At 62.5% G+C, this 19,065-nt stretch carries 15 protein-coding genes; 9 read left to right on the top strand and 6 right to left on the bottom strand.

Going from position 1 to position 19,065, the window contains the following annotated elements; all coding sequences use genetic code 11:
• Positions 1-30: 30 nt before the first annotated feature.
• A complete protein-coding gene (locus AC07SI_RS06570) occupies positions 31-732 on the bottom strand; it encodes an SDR family NAD(P)-dependent oxidoreductase (protein ID WP_495005411.1) in 702 nt (233 codons plus the stop codon).
• A complete protein-coding gene (locus tag AC07SI_RS06565) occupies positions 729-944 on the bottom strand; it encodes a tautomerase family protein (protein WP_065899633.1) in 216 nt (71 codons plus the stop codon). The genes AC07SI_RS06570 and AC07SI_RS06565 overlap by 4 nt, the downstream gene beginning before the upstream one ends.
• 199 nt (positions 945-1,143) lie before the next feature.
• Between AC07SI_RS06565 and AC07SI_RS06560 the strand changes: the two genes are divergently transcribed.
• Positions 1,144-3,285 carry a M48 family metallopeptidase gene (locus AC07SI_RS06560; protein ID WP_495005410.1) on the top strand — a complete coding sequence of 714 codons (2,142 nt, stop codon included), beginning with the start codon at positions 1,144-1,146 and terminating at the stop codon, positions 3,283-3,285.
• A gap of 60 nt (positions 3,286-3,345) precedes the next feature.
• On the opposite strand, the gene AC07SI_RS06555 is transcribed toward AC07SI_RS06560, so the two are convergent.
• On the bottom strand, positions 3,346-4,662 hold the full coding sequence (locus AC07SI_RS06555) for an OprD family porin (RefSeq protein ID WP_065899631.1): 1,317 nt from the start codon (positions 4,660-4,662) through the stop codon (positions 3,346-3,348).
• Positions 4,663-5,070: 408 nt separating this feature from the next.
• Between AC07SI_RS06555 and AC07SI_RS06550 the strand changes: the two genes are divergently transcribed.
• Entirely contained in the window at positions 5,071-7,158 is a 2,088-nt protein-coding gene (locus AC07SI_RS06550) for a TonB-dependent receptor (RefSeq protein WP_495005409.1), read from the top strand.
• 92 nt (positions 7,159-7,250) lie between these two features.
• On the opposite strand, the gene AC07SI_RS06545 is transcribed toward AC07SI_RS06550, so the two are convergent.
• The 3 genes from AC07SI_RS06545 to AC07SI_RS06535 all read right to left on the bottom strand — a co-directional run bounded on the left by AC07SI_RS06545 (position 7,251) and on the right by AC07SI_RS06535 (position 11,841).
• Complete coding sequence (locus AC07SI_RS06545; protein WP_495005408.1) at positions 7,251-7,469, bottom strand: hypothetical protein; 219 nt, start codon at positions 7,467-7,469, stop codon at positions 7,251-7,253.
• Between the two features lie 234 nt (positions 7,470-7,703).
• Positions 7,704-8,810, bottom strand: a complete 1,107-nt coding sequence (gene aguA / locus AC07SI_RS06540; RefSeq protein ID WP_065899628.1) for an agmatine deiminase — start codon at positions 8,808-8,810, stop codon at positions 7,704-7,706.
• A 121-nt stretch (positions 8,811-8,931) separates the two neighbouring features.
• Complete coding sequence (locus AC07SI_RS06535) at positions 8,932-11,841, bottom strand: aminotransferase (RefSeq protein WP_495005407.1); 2,910 nt, start codon at positions 11,839-11,841, stop codon at positions 8,932-8,934.
• Positions 11,842-11,989: 148 nt separating this feature from the next.
• On the opposite strand from AC07SI_RS06535, the gene rfbB reads away from it, so the two are divergent.
• Genes rfbB through AC07SI_RS06500 form a run of 7 tightly spaced genes read left to right on the top strand, consistent with a single transcriptional unit; the run spans position 11,990 to position 19,061 of the window.
• Positions 11,990-13,072, top strand: coding sequence for a dTDP-glucose 4,6-dehydratase (gene rfbB / locus AC07SI_RS06530; protein ID WP_495005406.1), 1,083 nt, complete (start codon positions 11,990-11,992; stop codon positions 13,070-13,072).
• Positions 13,069-13,944 carry a glucose-1-phosphate thymidylyltransferase RfbA gene (gene rfbA / locus AC07SI_RS06525; RefSeq protein WP_065899625.1) on the top strand — a complete coding sequence of 292 codons (876 nt, stop codon included), beginning with the start codon at positions 13,069-13,071 and terminating at the stop codon, positions 13,942-13,944. Before rfbB ends, rfbA begins: the two co-directional genes overlap by 4 nt.
• Positions 13,941-14,486 (top strand): dTDP-4-dehydrorhamnose 3,5-epimerase, encoded by a 546-nt coding sequence (gene rfbC, locus AC07SI_RS06520; protein ID WP_065899624.1) that lies wholly within the window; start codon positions 13,941-13,943, stop codon positions 14,484-14,486. Before rfbA ends, rfbC begins: the two co-directional genes overlap by 4 nt.
• Complete coding sequence (rfbD, locus tag AC07SI_RS06515; protein ID WP_495005405.1) at positions 14,483-15,352, top strand: dTDP-4-dehydrorhamnose reductase; 870 nt, start codon at positions 14,483-14,485, stop codon at positions 15,350-15,352. The genes rfbC and rfbD overlap by 4 nt, the downstream gene beginning before the upstream one ends.
• Positions 15,353-15,388: 36 nt before the next feature.
• Positions 15,389-17,197, top strand: a complete 1,809-nt coding sequence (locus AC07SI_RS06510) for a sensor histidine kinase (protein ID WP_106805432.1) — start codon at positions 15,389-15,391, stop codon at positions 17,195-17,197.
• Entirely contained in the window at positions 17,194-18,579 is a 1,386-nt protein-coding gene (locus AC07SI_RS06505; protein WP_065899621.1) for a sigma-54-dependent transcriptional regulator, read from the top strand. Before AC07SI_RS06510 ends, AC07SI_RS06505 begins: the two co-directional genes overlap by 4 nt.
• A 26-nt stretch (positions 18,580-18,605) precedes the next feature.
• Positions 18,606-19,061: a YiiD C-terminal domain-containing protein gene (locus AC07SI_RS06500; protein WP_282396763.1), complete on the top strand. Its 456-nt coding sequence runs from the start codon at positions 18,606-18,608 to the stop codon at positions 19,059-19,061.
• The last annotated feature ends 4 nt before the right edge of the window (positions 19,062-19,065 follow it).

Genomic DNA, 19,065 nt, shown 5'->3' with positions numbered 1-19,065 from the left:
GCGGGCGTCATTGACTCCAACCACCCGCACTCAGTGCCCGGCACTTTGCCCGCCGTCCACATGCAGAATCTCGCCGGTCACGAATGCCGCTTGCTCCAAATAGATAATCGCCTGGGCGATGTCACTCACTTCGCCCATATGCCCCATCGGGTGCAATTTCCCGAGTGCCGCGTGGGTTGGCTCGGCGTGCATCGGCGTCTTGATGATCCCCGGGCTCACTGCGTTGACCCGAATCCCGCGCTTGGCGTATTCAATCGCCAGCGACTTGGTCGCCGAATTCAGCCCGCCCTTGGTGAGGCTGGCGAGCACCGAAGGCACGCCGTCGACGGCATGGTCGACCAGGCTGGTGGTGACGCCGACGATGTGGCCGGCGCCGCGTTTTTCCATCTCGGCAATGGCGAGTTGGGTGATGTAGAAGAAGCCGTTGAGGTTCACCGCGAGCACATTGGCGTAGTCTTCTTGGGTGTACGTGGTGAAGGGCTTGGCGATGAAGATACCGGCGTTGTTGACCAGGCTGTCGATGCGCCCAAAGGCTGCCAGCGCTTCGCGGATGACGCGCTGGGCGGTGGCGGAGTCGCCGATGTCACCGGCGACGGTGAGGATGTTCGGGTCGGTGGACGGCTGGATCGAACGCGAGGTGGCGACCACGCGGTAGTCGAGGGCGCGGTAGGCCTGGACCACGGCAGCGCCGATGCCTTGGGAAGCGCCGGTAACGATAACGACTTTACTCATGATGATGCTCCGGTAATGGATTTGCGGTACTCAGTGGTGGTGATGCCGGCGTAGCCCCAGTTATCGGTGTCGATTTCTTCGATGACGATGTGGGTCAGGTCCGGGCGTTTGTGCAGGACGCGTTCGAGGGTTTCGGTGAACTCGGCGATGACCTGGGCTTTTTGCTCCGGGGTAACGCCGTCTCGGGTGATGCGCAGGCTGACAAAGGGCATGGCAATGGCTCCAGTCGCCGGCCATCGGGGTGATGGGCTGGCAGTGGGGCCAATTTAGGCGTGCGCCTTGAGCGGATAAAGGTGGGGCTGGGTACTTCATTAGTGACGCGGTGTAATGGATCAACAGCGCCGTATTGCTCTATCCTCGCTGGCGTATTTTTCGGTATAACCGAAGCCCACGCGTTGTGAACGGACTCCCATGAACGCCCTGAAGCTGACCTTTCTGCTGGTGATTTTCCCGCTGCTGTTGGCCGCACTCGGCGGTTGGGAGCACCAGCGCGCTGTCCAAACCAGCAACGCCGTAATCGACTACCGCCTCAATGTCGACATCGCCAAGCAGCAACTGCAGGCGCTGGCGGCGCAAGACCCGGCCGCGACCGTCGACCTCGGCAAAGAAAAAATCCGCGTGCAACTGGCGCTCTCGCGGCTGGACAAGATCGAAGCCGAACTGCCCACCGCCCATCACATCAACCGTGCACTGCGGGCGTTGGCACCGTGGGTGATCGGCCTCGGGCTGCTGGCGGCCTTGATTGGCCTCGCGGCGCTGCTCGGCACCCAGTGGGCCGGGCAACGGGCGCAGCAGTCGCGGGACAAACTCTTGCAGGCGTTCACCCTCGGCAGCCGCTTGCTGCCTTACGTGTTGGTCAGCCATGTGGTGGCGATGGCGGCAACGGTCGCCCTCGCCTTGAGCTATGAAAGTTTGGCGATGTGGCATGTCGGCCGGCTGGGCAGCGGTGAAATCAAGCTGATGGCAGTGCTGGGGGTGGTCGCGGCGTTCTGCGTGTATTCGATCTGGCTGTTGCTCAAGCAGTTGCGGCACATGCTGGGCATGTTCAAGCCCGAGCCGCTGGAGATCTTCGGCGCCGTGGTGACGCCCGAGCAGGCACCGGTCTTGTGGCGCCAGGTGAATGAGCTTTCGAGCACACTGGGTGCATTGGCGCCGGACCATATCGTCGTGAGCCTGGCCCAGGGCTTTTATGTGACGTCCAGCGAGGCCAGTGTGCTGCCGGCACAGACCCGCTTGACTGGGCGCACCCTGCACGTGCCGCTGCTGCACCTAGGCTTGCTGAGCCGCGCCGAAATCGGCGCGGTGATCGGTCATGAACTGGCGCACTTCGCCGGCGAAGACACCGACTACACCCTGCGCTTTGTGCCGATCTATGACGGCGTCAATCGCAGCCTGCAGGCCTTGCTGCAAACCCTGCTGGCGAGCGACCTGATCCAGGGCTGGCTGATGCGCCCATCATTCCTGTTCGGCGTGTTTTTCATGCAGCACTTTGATCACGCGGTGAATCATTGGAGCCGCGAGCGCGAGCTGCTGGCGGATGCCGCCGGTGCGCGCGTGGCCGGCAATCGCGCAGCGGCGTCGGCCCTGTTGCGGGTGTCGGTGCTGTATGCCCACGTCGAGGAATCGCTGCTGGCGTTATGTGACGCCGCATCAGAAGAAGACCTGCCCCGCGCCGTGCTCACCGCGCTGAGCGGTTGCGAATTGCATCTGCCGCCTGAAGCACTGGAGATTCATCAGCCGCATCCGACCGATTCCCACCCGTCCAATGGCGAACGCCTGCAGGCGCTTGAGGTGCCGTTGGACGAGGCGCTGCTCACCGCCACCCGACCCGTCGACGCCACCGCGGCAAACGGGCAAATCGATGGTTATTTCAGCGCGCCACAGACGCTGCGCGAGCAACTGTCTCGCGATCTGCTCGAGGTGGCCGTCGCCGAGAACGCCGTGCACACTCAACTGCTGGAAACCCTGGTCGTTTCGACAGATGGCGAACGCGCACTGCATGAAGGCGGCGCATGGCGCGGCGTCTTGATGGCGGTATTGACGATACCCTTCGTGCTGTTCGCCCTGTGGATAATGGCCCGCCCCTGGCTGGCCCCGGAGCGCCTGAAAGGCACGCCGTTGTCGACAATCGGCGTGGGCGCCGCCGTCGGTAGCGTCGCGCTGATATTCCTGGGGCTGGGCGTGCGGCGGTACAAACGCGCAGCGCAGGTCGCCTTGCGCCTGACGCCGGAGCATTTTGTCTTCGCCAACCTGAAGCAGCCGGTGCCGATCGAGCACATCGCCGATGTCTCGCTGCAGTTCATGCAGGGCATCTGGGTAACGCTGGAGTTGAAGCCGGATGCGCCCTTGCCTGAGCGGCGCAAGACCGCGTTTGGTGTGCCCGGCGCGCGGATCAACAAGAAGAAACGCCAAGTGCTGCTGCAGATGGCGCAGCTGTGTATCGACAACCAGAAGATCGAACCCTATGAGGGCCTGAGGCTGATGCTCGACTACGTCAATGCGTCTGTTGCACGCAAGGTCCTGCAGAGCCGGGAGGATTCTGCGCAGGCATAAAAAAACCCCGAACCAGTCGGGGTTTTTTATCGCCTTGGATCAGGCGCGACGCCAGATCAATTAGAAAACGTTGATCGGGTAGTCGGCGAACAGACGGATTTCGTTACCGCCTACGTTGTACTGGTCGGCGTTGCTGGAAACACGCAACCAGGACGCACGCGCACGCAGGCTCAGGTCTTTGGCCGGGCCACTCTGAACGACGTATTTGAACTGGTTGAAGATTTCACGCTCAGTGCCATTGCCGCGGTTGGAACCGTCGTCAATGTTGGTACCGCGCACGTAGGCAACGTTGTAGCTCAGGCCAGGCACGCCGAAGGTAGCGAAGTCGATACCGTAGGCTGCTTGCCACGAACGCTCGTCCTTGCCGTTGAAGTCGGACCAGTAGGAGTTGGCCAGCAGGATGGTGTTGCCGCCGTCGCCGATGCCGCCAGCGTTGCGGTAGCCGCCATACAGGTAGCCGGTGTCGCCGGTGCTGCGCTGGTGAGCCAGAGTGAAGCTGTGCGGGCCGACAGCCCACGTGGCGCCCAGGCTCCAGATTTTGTTGTCGCGGGCGTCTTCGTCTTTCTGGTTTTCCAGGGCGAAGCTCTTGTCCAGCTTGGTTTTGTAGCCGTTGAAGTCAAAGGTCAGCGACTGCTTCTCTGGCAGGGCCAGCACGTAGTTGACGTTGACGTATTGCTTCTTCAGCACGTCCTGCATGTCGGAAGCGTAGAGCGCAGCCGACAGGCTTTCGGTGAATTTGTAGCTACCACCGATGTAGTCGATGCTTTTCAGGCGACCGCTGTCGGTGCCTTCCATGCTCTTGCGCGCTTCTTTGGTGAAGTGACCTGCGTCCAGTTGCAGACCGGCGATCTCTTTGGAAACGATCGACGTACCGGTGTAGGTTTCCGACAACAGACGGGAGTTGTCGTACTGCAGTACAGGCACGGCCGGGAACTGATCACCGTACTTGAGCACAGTGTTGGAAACGCGGAACTTCACGGCAGCGCCGCCTTTGGCCAGGTCGTGCGGTGCCGAGCCTGGGTTGTTGCTGCCATCAGGGTTGGTGGTGCCATTGCCCTGCTTGAAGAAGTCGATGCCGCCCGCGCCGGCGCGACCTTTACCACCGTCCAGACGGATAGCGTATTGACCGATGACGTCCACACCCACACCGACGGTGCCTTGGGTGAAGCCGGACTCCAACTTACCGATGAAGCCTTGGCCCCACTCGGCTTTATCTTGCTTGCCGTTCTTGTAGTCACGGCTGATGTAGGCGTTACGTGCTGCGATGTTCAGGTGGCTGTCTTCAACAAAACCCTTGGATTGCTCCTGGTCGTTGGCCATTGCCTGAGTGGCGCTCAAAATCCCCAGAGCGATCAGACCCATCCGTTGCTTCAACATTTCTTATATTCCTTATTACTGGTTGAGTACGCGCTGTGACACCAGGCTCCGTGTCGCTTTTCTGGTGTCGACTTTTCCAGGAAAAAAGAAAGCCCGCGGACGACTTAACTGCCGCGGGCCTTTTTTATTGGATGAGTCATGGCGGTTAGCCACAGGCGTTGGGCGCAATCCTAGTCGCGCGTTGAACTATGTGTCAATTTCGTGAATCGTCTGTATTTAGGCGAAATAATTCTAAGCAAAGGCCTATTGCCGCTCTGGAAACGACAAAAAATCGCCTTTGGCGACCTCTGAAACACATCTAGTAACATATTTCAAAGCCGATACATTTGGGAATAGATAACGCACGTAAATGCAAAGCATTACCATTAACGCGCAATTTCCTCCCTAACAATTCGGATACATTTCCCCATGCCAGCCCCACGCCTGATGCCCCTCACCCTTGGGCTCTCTGTTCTGCTGTCTGCCGGTTTTGCCTGTGCGGCGACCACCCTGCCCGAAACCTCGATCAGCGCCGACGCCGACGAAGACGATCCCCGCGTCAGGGAAACCACCACCGCCACCCGGACCGCCACTGCGGTGCGTTATGTGCCCCAGGCGATCGACTCGGTAAAGACCGAAACCCTGCGCGCCTACGGCACCAATGACCTCGGCCAGGCGTTGAGCGGCATCCCCAACGTGAGCAGCGGCGCCGACACACGTTTCGACAGTTTGCGCATCCGTGGCTTCGACGCGAGCAATGATTTCTATCTGGATGGCATTCGCGACGACAGCCAATATGTGCGCGACCTGCATAACATCGAGCGCATCGAAGTGCTCAAGGGGCCAGCAGCCGTACTTTACGGGCGAGGCGGTCAGGGAGGGATCGTCAACCGCGTGAGCAAACTGCCCATCGCCGGCCACGCCTCGAGCATCGAGGCCCAGGGCGGCAGCAATGATTTGCGCAGCCTGTATGCCGATCTCAGCGCCGACCCCAGCGACACCCTCAGCCTGCGCCTGAACATGGGCAACCAGGACAACAACAGCTTTCGCGATGGCGTCAGCGGCAATCGCCAGTTGTTCGCACCGTCCATGAGCTGGCAACTGACCCCGGAACTGAACTGGCTGGTGCAATACGAATACAGCCGCTACAACCGCACGCCGGACCGTGGCATCCCCGGCGTCAACGGCCGCCCGGCGGATGTGAGCCGCGGCACCACCTACTTTGACAGCCGCGACTACATCGACGACAAGACCCAGTCGCTGCGCTCCAAGCTGGCCTACGAACTCAATGACAATTGGCAACTGCGCCAGACGTTGGGCGTGTTCAAGCTCGACAGCGATTTCGACAACACTTACCAGACCGCCTACGCGCCTGCGACTAACAGCGTCACACGCCAGCGCTGGCAGCAGGACCTGACCACCCTGAATATCTTCAACAACCTGGAGCTCGAAGGTGGCTTCAGCACCTTCGGCCTGGAGCACCGCCTGCTCAGCGGCCTTGAGCTGGGCAGCCAGCGTCGCGATCCCAAGCTGTACACCGCGACGGCGGTCAACCGTGGCGGGCAGGCCGTGCCGAGCCTGGACCTCAACCAGCCGAATCGCCACCTGAGCCACACCGGGCGAATGAGCGTGTCGAGCAACAATCACACTGAAGTCGACAGCCGCGCCGTCTACGTACAGGACCAACTGCGCCTGAATGATCAGTGGCAATTGCTCGCTGGCCTGCGCTACGACCGATTTGAAGTGGACACCAAGAACAAGCTGCTCAACACCCGGCAAGCGGTCGAAAGCCACAGCACCAGCCCGCGCTTCGGTGTGGTCTGGACGCCGCTGGAACATCACTCGTTCTACGCCTCGTGGAGCAAAACCTTTTCCCCGGCGGGCGGCGGCGTGATCGGCATCACCCCGAACGCCGCCGGCAGCGTCAACGACCTGAGCCCCGAACTGACCAAGCAGAAGGAAATCGGGGTCAAGAGCGACTGGCTCGACGACCGCCTCAGCACCACCCTCGCCGTGTACGAACTGGAACTCTACAATCGCCGCACCAGCGACCCGCTGGACCGCACCATCACCTTGCTCAGCGGCCTGCAGCGCTCGCGTGGCGTGGAGCTGACCGCCACTGGCAAGATTGTCGGCAACTGGTCGGTGCGCGGCGGCATCGGCTTGCAGGACGCTACGGTCGTGAAGGACAACAACGGCTTTGAAGGCAAGCGCGTCAGCGACGTCGCCAAGCGCAATGCCAGCCTGTTCCTCACCTGGAAACCGGAAATGGGTTGGTACGCGGAAACCGGGCTGACCCTGGTGGGCGACCGTTATGCCGACAGCCTCAACACCGTGGTCATGCCAGGTTATGGTCGCTGGGACGCATTGGCCGGGTTCCGTCAAAAGGAATGGGACCTGCGCGCGGCGCTGAATAACATCGCCGATAAAACCTACTACGCCTCGGCGACCAGCGTGGCGCAGATCCAACCAGGCGAGCCACGCAGCCTGGTGGTCACAGGCACTTACAGCTTCTAAATTCCCCCTCCACCTATAGGAGCCGGCTTGCCGACGATAGCGTCGGCGAGATCAGCGCAGGCCCAAGGCCGTCGTCGCCGGCAAGCCGGTTCCTACAAGGGTGCGATCAGTTCACACAGCGCGTGCACTTCTTCCTCACTGAACAACCCCACCGGGTAGCGTTCACTCATCACGCTGCGCAAGTCAGGCTGCTGCCGGATCTGTCGCGAACCGTTTTCCTTCAACCAGAGCGCCAGCGCATGGATCGCGTCACCGTTGACCCGCAAAGGGTGGAAGGTGCGCGTGTACATCAGGTTGGTATCGGCATTCATTTCAGCGCTCTCTCCTACTGCGTGAGCGGCTAACTTACTCAAGGTTTATGACAGAACTGCGCAGTCATCACCCTGGGCCACTGTGACAACACCGATACAAGAGCTATGCCAATGTCCCGTGTTTATAGGCATGCGGACACAAAAAAGCCCGCGACCTTGCTGGGCCGCGGGCTTGCTCAAAACGCTGAAACCGGCTAGCGCCCGCTCATCGCTCGAATGCTGTTACAACTGCACTCAGTTTTTGTGCGGGGCTGGCTGTTGTTGGGTCAGGCAATGGATATTGCCGCCGCCCAGTAACAGTTCACGGCCCGGCACCATCACCACTTCGTGCTGTGGGAACAGCTGCTGCAGGATGGCCTTGGCCTGGCTGTCCAGCGGATCGTCGAAGCTCGGCGCGATAATGCCGCCGTTGACGATCAGGAAGTTCACGTAGGAACCCGCCAGCCGCACGCTCGGGTTGCGCTCCTGGGTACCGTCCACCGGGTCCACGCCGGCGCATTCTTCCTCGGTGGCGTACAGCGGCCCCGGGATCGGCATTTTGTGCACTGTGAACGCGCGTCCCTTAGCATCAGTGCTGCTTTGCAGGACGTCGAGGGCGGCATGGCAGCGCGCGTAGTTCGGGTCTTGCGGGTCGTCGGTCCAGGCCAGCAGCACTTCACCCGGGCGCACGTAGCAGCAGAAGTTATCCACATGCCCATCGGTTTCGTCGTTGAACAGGCCGTCCGGCAACCAGATGATTTTATCCACCGCCAGGTTGGCGCTCAGCACCGCTTCGATCTCGCCACGGTCCAAGTGCGGGTTGCGATTGCGGTTGAGCAGGCACTCCTCAGTGGTGATCAAGGTGCCTTCGCCGTCGACGTGGATCGAGCCGCCTTCGAGCACAAAGCCCTCGGTGCGGTAGCGCGGCGCGCGCTCGATTTCGAGGATCTTGCCGCCTACCTGCGAGTCGCGGTTCCACGGCGAATACAGGCCGCCGTCAAAACCGCCCCAAGCGTTGAAGTCCCAGTTCACGCCGCGCACTTCGCCGCTGTTGTTGATCACGAAGGTCGGGCCGGTGTCACGTACCCAGGCATCGTCACTGGACATTTCCACCACGCGGATATTCGGCACATCCAAGCGGGCGCGGGCGTTTTCGTACTGGCCGGCGGACACCGCCACGGTCACCGGTTCAAAGCGCGCAATGGCCTTGGCCACCGCGACGTGCGCCGCCTGCGCTGGCTTGCCGCCCAGGCGCCAGTTGTCCGGGCGTTCTGGCCAGATCATCCAGGTCTGGGTCTGGGGCGCCCATTCGGCGGGCATGTAGAAGCCATCGGCGCGGGGGGTGCTGTGCAGGGTGGTCATGGCGTTCAGGACTCCGAATGGGGTGAAGGCCGACTTTATAACGGATAAAAATCGGCTTTAAAAGCGATCTGCGATCATAGTGGATAAATATGACAATAAATAGCCGATAACAATCGACTACCTATACAAGCTCATCCAGCACCTTCGACAGCATATCGACGAAGAAATCCACGCTGCGGCGGGAGGTGACCATCGGCGGCTTGATCTTGAGGATGTTCAAGTTATCACCGGTAGGCTGCATGAAAATCCCCAGCTCGCGCAGGCGCTCGCAGAGCAGCGCGGTTTCTTCGGTGGCGGGTTCCAGGGTGTGGCGGTCGCGCACCAGCTCCAGGCCCAGGTAGAAACCCGAGCCGTGAACGGCGCCGACCAACGGGTGACGGTCGATCAATGCTTCCAAACGCGCCTTGAAATGCCCGCCGACCACTTGGGCATTTTCCCACAGCTTTTCTTCCTCCATCACATCCAGCACTGCCATGCCGATGCGGCAACTGACCGGGCTGCCACCGGAGGATGAGAAGAAATAGCCCTCAGCCTCCAGCGCCTCGGCGATTTCGCGGCGGGTGATCACCGCCCCCAGCGGCTGGCCATTGCCCATGCCTTTGGCCATGGTGATGATGTCCGGCACCACGCCCTGCTCTTCAAAGCCCCAGAAAAAGTGGCCCATGCGGCCATAACCGACCTGCACTTCATCGGCGATGCACACGCCGCCCTGAGCGCGCACCAATGCATACACCTGCTGGAGATAACCAGGCGGCAGCGAGATGCCACCGGCATTGCCGTACACCGGCTCGCAGATGAAACCCGCCAATTGACGTTTGCTCGCGGCGATTTTCGCCAGGTTGTGTTCCACGCTTCGTACATAGTCCGGCGCGCTGTCCTGCCCGCGGAACTCGCCGCGATAGGTATTGGGCGCGGTCACCGGGTGCACCCACTCCGGGCGGCTGCTCAAGGCCTGGGGGTTGTCGGCAATCGAAGTCGAGACCGCATCCGCTGCCACCGACCAGCCGTGGTACGCCTCCAGCACGCTGAGCATGTCGCGCCCGCCGCTGTAGGCCCAGGCCAGGCGGATCGCCAGGTCGTTGGCTTCGGTGCCGCTGTTGACCAGGAAGACCCGGTCCATGCTCGCCGGCGCCAGCGCCAGCAAGCGCTCGGAAAACTCGGCAATTGCCGCGTAATGGAAGCGCGAGTTGGTGTTGAGCAGCGACCACTGGCGCGCCGCCACCTCGGCCATGCGCGGATGGCCGTGGCCGAGCACCGCCACGTTGTTGAGCATGTCCAGGTAGGAGCGACCCTGCATGTCGATCAGGTGGTTGCGCCAGCCGCGCTCGATACGCGGCGGATCGGCGTAATAGTGTTTCTGCGAGCGGGCGAAGCTGGCATCGCGGCGCGCCAGCAGGGCCTCGGGGTCCAGCTCGGGCTCGGCATCGCAAGCCAGCCCCAGCAGCGCGGCCGGCGAGGGGCACAGCACCTGCCACGCCTGCGCGCGCGAGGGCGTGCAGAACAACGGCGCCGACAGCTCGGTGCGGCACAGTTGCACGGTGAGCGGGCCTTCGACTTCGCCGATAACCTGGCCCTTGAGCACCGCAGCGCCCGGCCGCAGCGACGCCTTGACACCCCACAACCGCACGTTGGCTTCACCGCTGTGCACACGCAGTTCGCCGTTGGCGCCCAGGTGCACAGTGCCCGCAAACGGCGCTTCGACGGAGGTACCCTGGGGCACGTGCAGCTCGACGTGCAATGGGAACGTCTGCGGCTCATGGGCACTGTCGGGCTGAGTCCGTGACAAACGGTACTGCCCATAACGACTGGCCGCCAGGCCATGCACGGCGGCCGCGTCCTGCAGCAAACGCTGATCGGCGCCGGCAGGTTCCCAGTTGCCCGCCTCGAAATGCGCGCTGAGCACGCCCAGATCGATCAGCGCAAATTCGCGCCCCACCAGCCCTGGCAACAACGGCGCGAAGCCTTGGCTGACCAGCGCTGCAGGCGCCTGCCCGACGCTGCTGAGAATCGCCGCTTCCATCAACTCAAACGGCACCGATATCGCCACATGGAAGATTTCCCACTCGTGCTCGGCGTTTTTCAACAGGTAACTGTTATCCGGATCCAGGCGTTGCTGCTGCTCGCTGCTGAGTACCAGCACGGCCGCGCGGGCGACGATCAACGGCCACAGCACCTGCAATTCTTCGAGCTGCAGCGGTGTCACGGCATGGCAAGCCTGGATCGCCGGCAAGATCGCAAACGGGTCGCCCTCGGCATGGTGCAACAGGGCGGCGCAGGTCACGGACAGGTCAGCTATGCGCCAGGTGTGGACCAGGTCGCCGAAATCGATCACGCCCTGGACTTGCCAACGGCGCTGGGTATCGCGTTGCCAGACCACGTTGTCGTCGGTGATATCCATGTGCACCGCTTGCCACGGCAAGCGCTCGGCCAAGGGCCGGATGCGTTGCTCGACCTGCTCGGCCACCTGCTCCAGGGCCGCGCGATGCGGCAGGTTTTCCAGGCTGGCCAGCAGGTGGGTGATCAGTTCCCGTGCATGGCGCGGGTCCCATTGCAGGGTGCGTTCCAGGCCCGGGTGGGCAAAAGACGCGAGGGCCAGGCTCATACGGCCGCACAGGTCGCCGAAGCCCGCGATCACCTCACGCCCCAGGTGAGGCAGGTGGGTCAACGGCTGCCCGTCGATATAATCCAGCAGACGCACATGCAGGGTTTGCCCGTCGAGGTTGACGCTCAGCAGTTCGTCGCCGCTCAAGGCCGGGATGACCTTGGGTACACGCAGGCCGGCTTGCGCCTGCAAGCTGTTGAAGGCCGCGTGCTGGGCGTGCAATTCCACAGCGGCGTAGTCGCCCCGGCAGATTTTCAGAACAAAGCGCCCGCGCGGGCTGTCGACCTTGTAGTTGAGGTCCTGTTGGCTGCCCAGTGACTGCAATGTGCCCGCGAGGCCGTAATGTTGCTCAAGCAACTGCGCCGCCTGATCGGGGCCTACTTGCGGGCAGGGTAGACTGGCGCGATGAATCAACGTGGCGAGCAACATGGGGTGGCCTCGGTTTTTTTTCAGGGGTGTATATCGCCATTGTTCAGGGGGCTTACGCAACCCCCGGACACATACCGCCCTGTCCAGCGCCACAACACAGGCTATGCTCCATTCGCTAATCGTCCGTCTAAGGAAAAGGGCCCCCGACATGCGCATTCTCATTACCGGTGGCGCCGGTTTTATCGGTTCTGCTTTGGTACGTCACCTGATTCAGCACACCGAGCACGAAGTGCTCAACCTGGACAAACTCACCTACGCCGGCAACCTGGAGTCGCTGACCAGTATCGCGTCCAACAGCCGCTATGAGTTCGTTCAGGCCGACATCATCGACCAGGCCACCGTCAGCGCCGTATTGGCGCGCTTCGAGCCCCAGGCGATCATGCACTTGGCCGCCGAGTCGCATGTCGACCGTTCGATTGACGGTCCATCGGACTTTATCCAGACCAACATCGTCGGCACCTACAGCCTGCTGGAGGCCGCCCGGGGCTACTGGCAAACACTCGAGACCGCAGACAAAAGCGCGTTTCGCTTCCACCACATTTCCACTGACGAAGTGTACGGCGACCTGCATGGCGTGGACGACCTGTTCACCGAAACCACCCCCTATGCGCCGAGTTCGCCTTACTCCGCCAGTAAAGCGGCTTCGGACCACCTGGTGCGCGCCTGGCAGCGCACCTACGGCCTGCCGGTATTGCTGACCAACTGCTCGAACAATTACGGCCCGTTCCATTTCCCCGAGAAGTTGATCCCGCTGGTGATCCTCAACGCGCTCGCGGGCAAGCCATTGCCGGTCTATGGTGATGGTTTGCAGGTGCGCGACTGGCTGTTCGTCGAAGACCACGCACGGGCGCTGCTCAAGGTGGTCACCGAAGGCGCCGTCGGCGAGACCTACAACATCGGCGGGCACAACGAGCAGCAGAACATCAGCGTGGTTCGCAGCATCTGCGCCCTGTTGGAAGAGCTGGCGCCGCAGCACCCGGACGGCGTCGAGCAATACGCCGACCTGATCACATTCGTAAAGGACCGCCCAGGGCACGATCAACGCTACGCCATTGATGCCAGCAAGATCGAACGCGAATTGGACTGGGTGCCTTTGGAAACCTTTGAAACCGGTCTACGCAAAACCGTGCAGTGGTACCTGGATAATCTGGAATGGTGCCGCAGGGTCCAGGACGGCAGTTATCAGGGTCAACGATTGGGCAACACCGACATGAGGGATCTAATCGCATGATGAAAGGAATCGTATTGGCCGGCGGCTCCGGCACGCGCCTGCACCCCATCACCCTGGGTGTGTCCAAGCAATTGCTACCGGTGTATGACAAGCCGATGATCTATTACCCGATCTCGGTGCTGATGCTTGCAGGGATCAAGGAAATCCTGGTGATTTCCACCCCGGCGGACCTGCCGCAGTACCGCAATCTGCTGGGTGACGGCAGCCAGTTCGGCGTGACATTCAGCTACGCCGAACAGCCGACCCCGGATGGCCTGGCGCAAGCCTTCCTGATTGGCGAGCAGTTCATAGGCAGCGACCCGGTGTGCTTGATCCTGGGTGACAACATTTTCCATGGTCAGCGCTTCAGCGAGCAGCTGCACGCGGCCGTCAAACGCGGCAAGGGCGCCACGGTGTTCGGCTATTGGGTCAAAGACCCGGAGCGCTTTGGCGTGATCGACTTCGACAGCGAAGGCCGTGCCCTGTCCATCGAAGAAAAGCCGGCGGTACCGAAATCCAGTTACGCCGTCACCGGCCTGTATTTCTACGATAACGATGTGGTCAATATCGCCAAGGCGGTGAAGCCCTCCGCTCGCGGCGAATTGGAGATCACCGACGTCAACAACGCCTACCTGCACCGGGGTGACTTGCAAGTGGAACGTTTCGGCCGAGGCTTCGCCTGGCTCGACACGGGCACCCACGACAGCCTGCTCGACGCCTCGCAGTACGTGCAGACCATCGAGCGCCGCCAGGGCCTGAAAGTCGCCTGCCTCGAAGAGATTGCCTACGGCAACGGCTGGATCGATCGCGACCACCTGCTCGAACGCGCCAAATACTTTGGCAAGACCGGCTACGGCCAATACCTTTACTCACTGGCCGGAGACAACCAGTGAACGTCATTGAAACCTCATTGCCAGGCGTGCTGATCATCGAACCCAAAGTGTTCGGTGATGAGCGCGGTTTTTTCTACGAAAGCTTCAACGCCCGGGCTTTTGAACACGCCACCGGGCTGCAGCGCAACTTTGTCCAGGACAACCATTCACGCTCACAAAAAGGCGTGCTGCGCGGCCTGCACTATCAACTCGAACACACCCAGGGCAAGCTGGTGCGCGTGACCGCCGGTGAAGTATTGGACGTGGCCGTCGATATTCGCCGCAGCTCGCCGAACTTCGGCCAGTGGGTGGGGGTTCGGTTGTCGGCGCAGAACAATCGCCAGCTGTGGATACCGGAAGGCTTCGCCCATGGGTTTGTGGTACTCAGCGATTACGCCGAATTTCTGTACAAGACCACCGACTATTACCAGCCGAGCGCCGAGCGCAGCATCCTGTGGAATGACCCGGCGCTGGCCATCGACTGGGAACTCACTGCACCGCCGCAACTGTCTGCCAAGGACCAGGCAGGCAAACGACTGATGGAAGCCGACCTGTTCCCATGAAAATCCTCATCACCGGCCAACACGGCCAAGTCTCCCTGGCGCTGCAACAGCGGCTGCAGGATCTCGGCGAACTCATCGTGCTGGGCCGCGATCAGCTCGACCTGGCTGACGTCGACCAGATCCGCCAGCAGGTCCGTGCCCAGCGCCCCGACCTGATCATCAATGCCGCGGCCCACACTGCGGTCGATCAAGCCGAAAGCGAAGCAGACATTGCCTTCGCCATCAACGCGATTGCCCCCGGCGTCCTCGCCGAGGAAGCCGAGGCCTTGGGCATCCCGTTGATCCACTACTCCACCGACTACGTGTTTGACGGCAACAAACCCGCGCCCTACACCGAAGCCGACACACCGAACCCCCTGGGCGTCTACGGCCAGAGCAAGCTGGCGGGTGAGCAGGCGATTGCCGCCGTGGGGGGTGAGTACCTGATCCTGCGCACCAGTTGGGTCTACTCCAACCACGGCAAGAATTTCCTGCTGACCATGCAACGCCTGCTGCAGGAAAAACCGCACTTGCGTATCGTCGCCGACCAGATCGGTGCGCCGACCTGGGCCGGCACGATCGCCAACAGCACCCGTGCCTTGATCGATCGCTGGCAGGCCGGCAAGGCCGGTGAATGGGGGGTCTACCACCTGACCGCCCAGGGCGAGACCTCTTGGTTCGGCTTCGCCGCGGCGATCGCCGAGCAGCTGCGCGCCGGCGGCACAGCCTGTGCCGAGCTGGAGGCGATTCCCTCCAGCGCCTACCCGACGCCCGCCAAGCGCCCGCTGAACTCACGCCTGGATTGCAGTCGCCTGCAGCAACAATGGCAGGTCAGCCAGCCACAATGGCAAGACGCATTGCGCGAGTGTCTTGCAAGGCAGCACTAGGCATAATGCGCCTGTACCCACAGGCGCACGACTCCCATGAACCCACCCCTTCCGCGAAGACCCCGCTGGCGCAGCCTCGCCCTGTTGGCGTTGTGCCTGGCGCCGCTGCTGTGGCCGCTGGAGCACTTGGCCGAGCGCTATTACCGCAGTGAACTGGCCGGGCAGAACCGCCAGACCCTAGACCTGTACGTGGCCAACCTGCTCGGCACGCTGCATCGCTATGAAGTGCTGCCGCAGATTCTCGGTGACTTGCCGGCCCTGCGCACGGCCCTGGATGCGCCGCAGGTGAGCACCAACCTGGTCAACGCCAACCTGCTGCTCAAGGACGTCGCGGCCCAGGCCGGGGTGGAAGTGATGTACCTGATGGACACCACCGGCAAGACCCTCGCCGCGTCCAACTGGGACAAACAAGACAGTTTCGTCGGCCGCAATTTCTCTTTCCGCCCCTACTTCAGCGAAGCCATGGCCGGGCGCCTGGGGCGCTTCTTCGGCCTGGGCACCACTTCGGCCAAACGCGGTTACTTCTTCGCCGCCGCCGTACGCGATGGCGCCACCATCATCGGCGTGCTGGTGGTCAAGGTCGACCTGGACCACACCGAGAGCCTGTGGGGCAACACCCCGGAACAACTGCTGGTCACCGACCACAATGGCGTGGTGATCCTGACCTCGCGCCCGCAATGGCGCTTCCGTGCCACTCGGCCACTGACCGCCGAAGAACGCCAGGCCATCATCGCCATCCAGCCCTACCCGACCCGCGACCCGCAGCCATTGGCACTGAGTTCCACGGCGTGGCTGCGCCAATCCACAGCCATCGCCGAGACCGGCTGGAACGTGGAGATCCTGGCGCCGCGCTCGCTGATCAACCGCCCGGTGCGCACAGTGGTTGCGGTGGGGGGCGCCACGCTGCTGGTGTTGATGCTGTTGCTCGGCCTGATGATGCAGCGCCGCCGCCACTATCTGGACCGCATCGCCTTCGAAGCCAAGGCCCGTCGTGAGCTGGAAATGCGCGTGGTCGAGCGGACCAGCGACCTCGAAGGCCTAAACCGCCGCTTGAAGCAGGAAGTGCTCGAACGCGAGCACGCCCAGCAGGAACTGGTGCGCGCCCAGGATGACCTGGTGCAGGCCGGCAAACTGTCGGCTTTGGGCACCATGTCGGCGAGCATCAGCCACGAACTCAATCAGCCCCTGGCGGCGATCCGCAGCTACGCGGAAAACGCCGAGATCCTGCTCGACCACGAGCGCACCAGTGATGCGCGGGGCAACCTCAAGCTGATCAGCGAGCTGACCGGGCGCATGGCCTCGATCATCGCGCACCTGCGCGCCTTTGCCCGCCGCGACCGCCATGCGCCGGAAAGCGTGGCGCTGCAGCCGGCACTGGACGACGCGCTGGCCTTGCTGGCCAAGCGGCGGCGGTCGATGGAAGTCGAGTTGATCCGCGATTTGCCGGAAGCGACCCTGTGGGTGCAGGCCGGCGAAACCCGCTTGCGCCAGGTACTGGGCAACCTGCTGGCCAATGCCCTCGACGCCCTTACCGAAAAAGGCCCGCCGCGCAAGCTCTGGCTGAGTGCCCAAACCACCGAACAGGGCGTCAACCTGTACATTCGCGACAACGGCCCGGGCTTTTGCATGGAAGCCCTGGGCCGCGCCAGCGAGCCGTTCTACACCACCAAGACGCGCACTCAAGGCCTGGGGCTGGGGCTGGCAATCTGTGACACCCTGATGCGTGCCTTTGGCGGCGAGCTGCTGTTCGCCAACCACAAGGAAGGCGGCGCGCTGTTAACCTTGAAATTGCGTGCCGGCTCGCCGGGCGTCAGTCTGCAACCGTCCGAGGACCGTAGTGTATGAGTATCGATAACCAGATTCAGGTGGTGTTGATCGACGACGATCCACACTTGCGTCAGGCCCTGTGCCAGACCCTGGACCTGGCCGGGCTGAAAGTCCTGACACTGGGCGAAGCCACCGGCCTTACCGCACGCCTGTCCCGCGATTGGCCAGGCGTGGTGGTCAGCGACATCCGCATGCCCGGCATGGATGGCCTGGAGCTGCTGGCCGAACTGCACGGCCAGGACGCGGAGCTGCCGGTATTGCTGATCACCGGCCACGGCGACGTGCCGCTGGCGGTGCAGGCCATGCGCGCCGGCGCCTATGACTTCCTGGAAAAACCCTTCGCCAGCGACGCCCTGCTCGACAGCGTGCGGCGCGCCCTGGCCCTGCGCCGGCTGGTGCTGGACAATCGCAGCCTGCGCCTGGCCTTGAGTGACCGCCAGCAATTGAGCACGCGGCTGGTCGGCCACTCCCCGCAAATGCTGCGCCTGCGCGAGCAGATCGGTGCATTGGCGGCGACCAAGGCCGATGTGCTGATCCTCGGTGAAACCGGCGCCGGCAAGGAAGTGGTCGCGCGCGCCTTGCATGACTTGTCGAGCCGACGCAGCGGGCCGTTTGTGGCGATCAACGCCGGCGCCCTGGCTGAGTCGGTGGTCGAAAGCGAGCTGTTCGGCCATGAACCGGGCGCCTTTACCGGCGCGCAGAAGCGGCGTATCGGCAAGTTCGAATTCGCCAACGGCGGCACGCTGTTCCTCGACGAAATCGAAAGCATGAGCCTGGATGTACAGGTCAAGCTGCTGCGCCTGTTGCAGGAGCGTGTGGTCGAGCGCCTGGGCGGCAATCAGCTGATTCCACTGGATATCCGCATCATCGCCGCCACCAAGGAAGACCTGCGCCAGTCCGCCGACCAGGGCCGCTTCCGGGCCGACTTGTACTACCGCCTCAACGTCGCGCCGTTGCGCATCCCGCCGCTGCGCGAGCGCGGTGAAGATGCGCTGATGCTGTTCCAGCACTTTGCCGACGAAGCCAGCAGCCGCCACGGCCTGCCGCTGCACGAGCTGCAACCGGGCCAACGCGCGCTGCTGCTGCGCCACAGCTGGCCGGGCAATGTCCGCGAACTGCAGAACGCTGCCGAGCGCTTTGCCCTGGGCCTGGAGCTGGCGCTGGACAACACGCCGGACAATCCGGCGGCCGGTGTACTGACCTCCACTCCTGGAGGCTTGAGCGAGCAAGTCGAACAGTTCGAGAAGAGCCTGATCGCAGCCGAACTCACACGCCCCCACAGCTCCCTGCGCAGCCTCGCCGAAGCCCTGGGTGTGCCGCGCAAGACCCTGCACGACAAGCTGCGTAAACACGGCCTGAACTTCGCCGACAGCGGCAACCACAGTACCGACGACGAATGACCCCGCCCACCCATCAAGAGGCACCCATGAGCCGCGACAGCCGTTACCTGGAATCCATCCTTCACCACGACATTCCCCTCACCCGGGAAATGGGCCTCAAGGTGCTCGACTGGCAACACGGCCAATTGCAGCTGCACCTGCCCCTGCAGGCCAATATCAACCACAAGAGCACCATGTTCGGCGGCAGCCTGTATTGCGGCGCGGTGTTGGCGGGTTGGGGTTGGCTGCACCTGCAGCTGCGCGAGGAAGGCATTGAAGACGGGCATATCGTGATCCAGGAAGGGCAGATCAGCTATCCGCTGCCGGTGACGCAGGATGCGACAGTGATGTGCGCAGCGCCGGAAGAAAAGGTGTGGAAGCGCTTTCTCGCCACCTATAAGCGTTATGGCCGAGCGCGTTTGACCCTGGAGACATGGATTGTGAATGAGGGCAGTGAGGCGCGCGCGGTGGTATTTACCGGCCAGTACGTCCTGCACCGCTAAAAGC

The sequence above is a fragment of the Pseudomonas sp. GW821-FHT05D12 genome, from assembly GCF_059419825.1.
The sequence above is the reverse complement of the archived record's forward strand: the minus strand, read 5'-3'. Positions and strand labels throughout refer to the sequence as shown.

Coding starts and splice junctions, on each gene's coding strand:
- AC07SI_RS06545 (WP_495005408.1), bottom strand. CDS start 7,469: ATGAATGCCGATACCAACCTGATGTACACGCGCACCTTCCACCCTTTG.
- AC07SI_RS06555 (WP_065899631.1), bottom strand. CDS start 4,662: ATGTTGAAGCAACGGATGGGTCTGATCGCTCTGGGGATTTTGAGCGCC.
- rfbD (WP_495005405.1), top strand. CDS start 14,483: ATGAAAATCCTCATCACCGGCCAACACGGCCAAGTCTCCCTGGCGCTG.
- AC07SI_RS06560 (WP_495005410.1), top strand. CDS start 1,144: ATGAACGCCCTGAAGCTGACCTTTCTGCTGGTGATTTTCCCGCTGCTG.
- AC07SI_RS06505 (WP_065899621.1), top strand. CDS start 17,194: ATGAGTATCGATAACCAGATTCAGGTGGTGTTGATCGACGACGATCCA.
- AC07SI_RS06500 (WP_282396763.1), top strand. CDS start 18,606: ATGAGCCGCGACAGCCGTTACCTGGAATCCATCCTTCACCACGACATT.
- rfbB (WP_495005406.1), top strand. CDS start 11,990: ATGCGCATTCTCATTACCGGTGGCGCCGGTTTTATCGGTTCTGCTTTG.
- AC07SI_RS06510 (WP_106805432.1), top strand. CDS start 15,389: ATGAACCCACCCCTTCCGCGAAGACCCCGCTGGCGCAGCCTCGCCCTG.
- AC07SI_RS06550 (WP_495005409.1), top strand. CDS start 5,071: ATGCCAGCCCCACGCCTGATGCCCCTCACCCTTGGGCTCTCTGTTCTG.
- AC07SI_RS06535 (WP_495005407.1), bottom strand. CDS start 11,841: ATGTTGCTCGCCACGTTGATTCATCGCGCCAGTCTACCCTGCCCGCAA.
- AC07SI_RS06570 (WP_495005411.1), bottom strand. CDS start 732: ATGAGTAAAGTCGTTATCGTTACCGGCGCTTCCCAAGGCATCGGCGCT.
- rfbA (WP_065899625.1), top strand. CDS start 13,069: ATGATGAAAGGAATCGTATTGGCCGGCGGCTCCGGCACGCGCCTGCAC.
- AC07SI_RS06565 (WP_065899633.1), bottom strand. CDS start 944: ATGCCCTTTGTCAGCCTGCGCATCACCCGAGACGGCGTTACCCCGGAG.
- aguA (WP_065899628.1), bottom strand. CDS start 8,810: ATGACCACCCTGCACAGCACCCCCCGCGCCGATGGCTTCTACATGCCC.